This is a genomic window from Saccharothrix sp. ST-888, from assembly GCF_000955975.1.
Classification (GTDB): Bacteria; Actinomycetota; Actinomycetes; order Streptomycetales; family Streptomycetaceae; genus Kitasatospora.
Genome location: NZ_JYJF01000729.1, coordinates 1 through 331, shown reverse-complemented (window position 1 = coordinate 331; position 331 = coordinate 1). Strand labels below are relative to the sequence as shown.

1 protein-coding gene is annotated in these 331 nt (G+C 63.7%); it reads right to left on the bottom strand.

All coding sequences use genetic code 11. The features are described 5' to 3' along the window. Window positions 1-119: 119 nt before the first annotated feature. On the bottom strand, window positions 120-331 hold a 212-nt coding region (locus tag UK12_RS44090), incomplete at its 5' end, for an ATP-binding protein (RefSeq protein ID WP_045307153.1).

Below are 331 nucleotides of genomic sequence, written 5' to 3'. Positions count from 1 at the left end.
AAGAGGCCGACCTGCATGCCGTTCTCGGGCGAGCTGTGTTCCCCGAGGAACGCTGTTGCTATCATCTCATACACGTTTCTTCCCTCTTGATGTACCGCGGTCTGTGCAGGTGCGCGCCGCTACACCGCGTGCAGCGTGGTCTTCAACAGGGTCGCGACTTCAGCCCAGACCCACTTCCCTCTGGGCGCCAACTTGACCCCCCAACGGGACGACAGCGCTTCCACCAGGGCCATGCCACGTCCGGAGGTGTCTCTGTCGCTGGCGGTGATGACGACGGGCATTGTGTGCGAGGAGTCCCGCACGGCAACTCTGGCGGTCGAGCCCTCGAGAC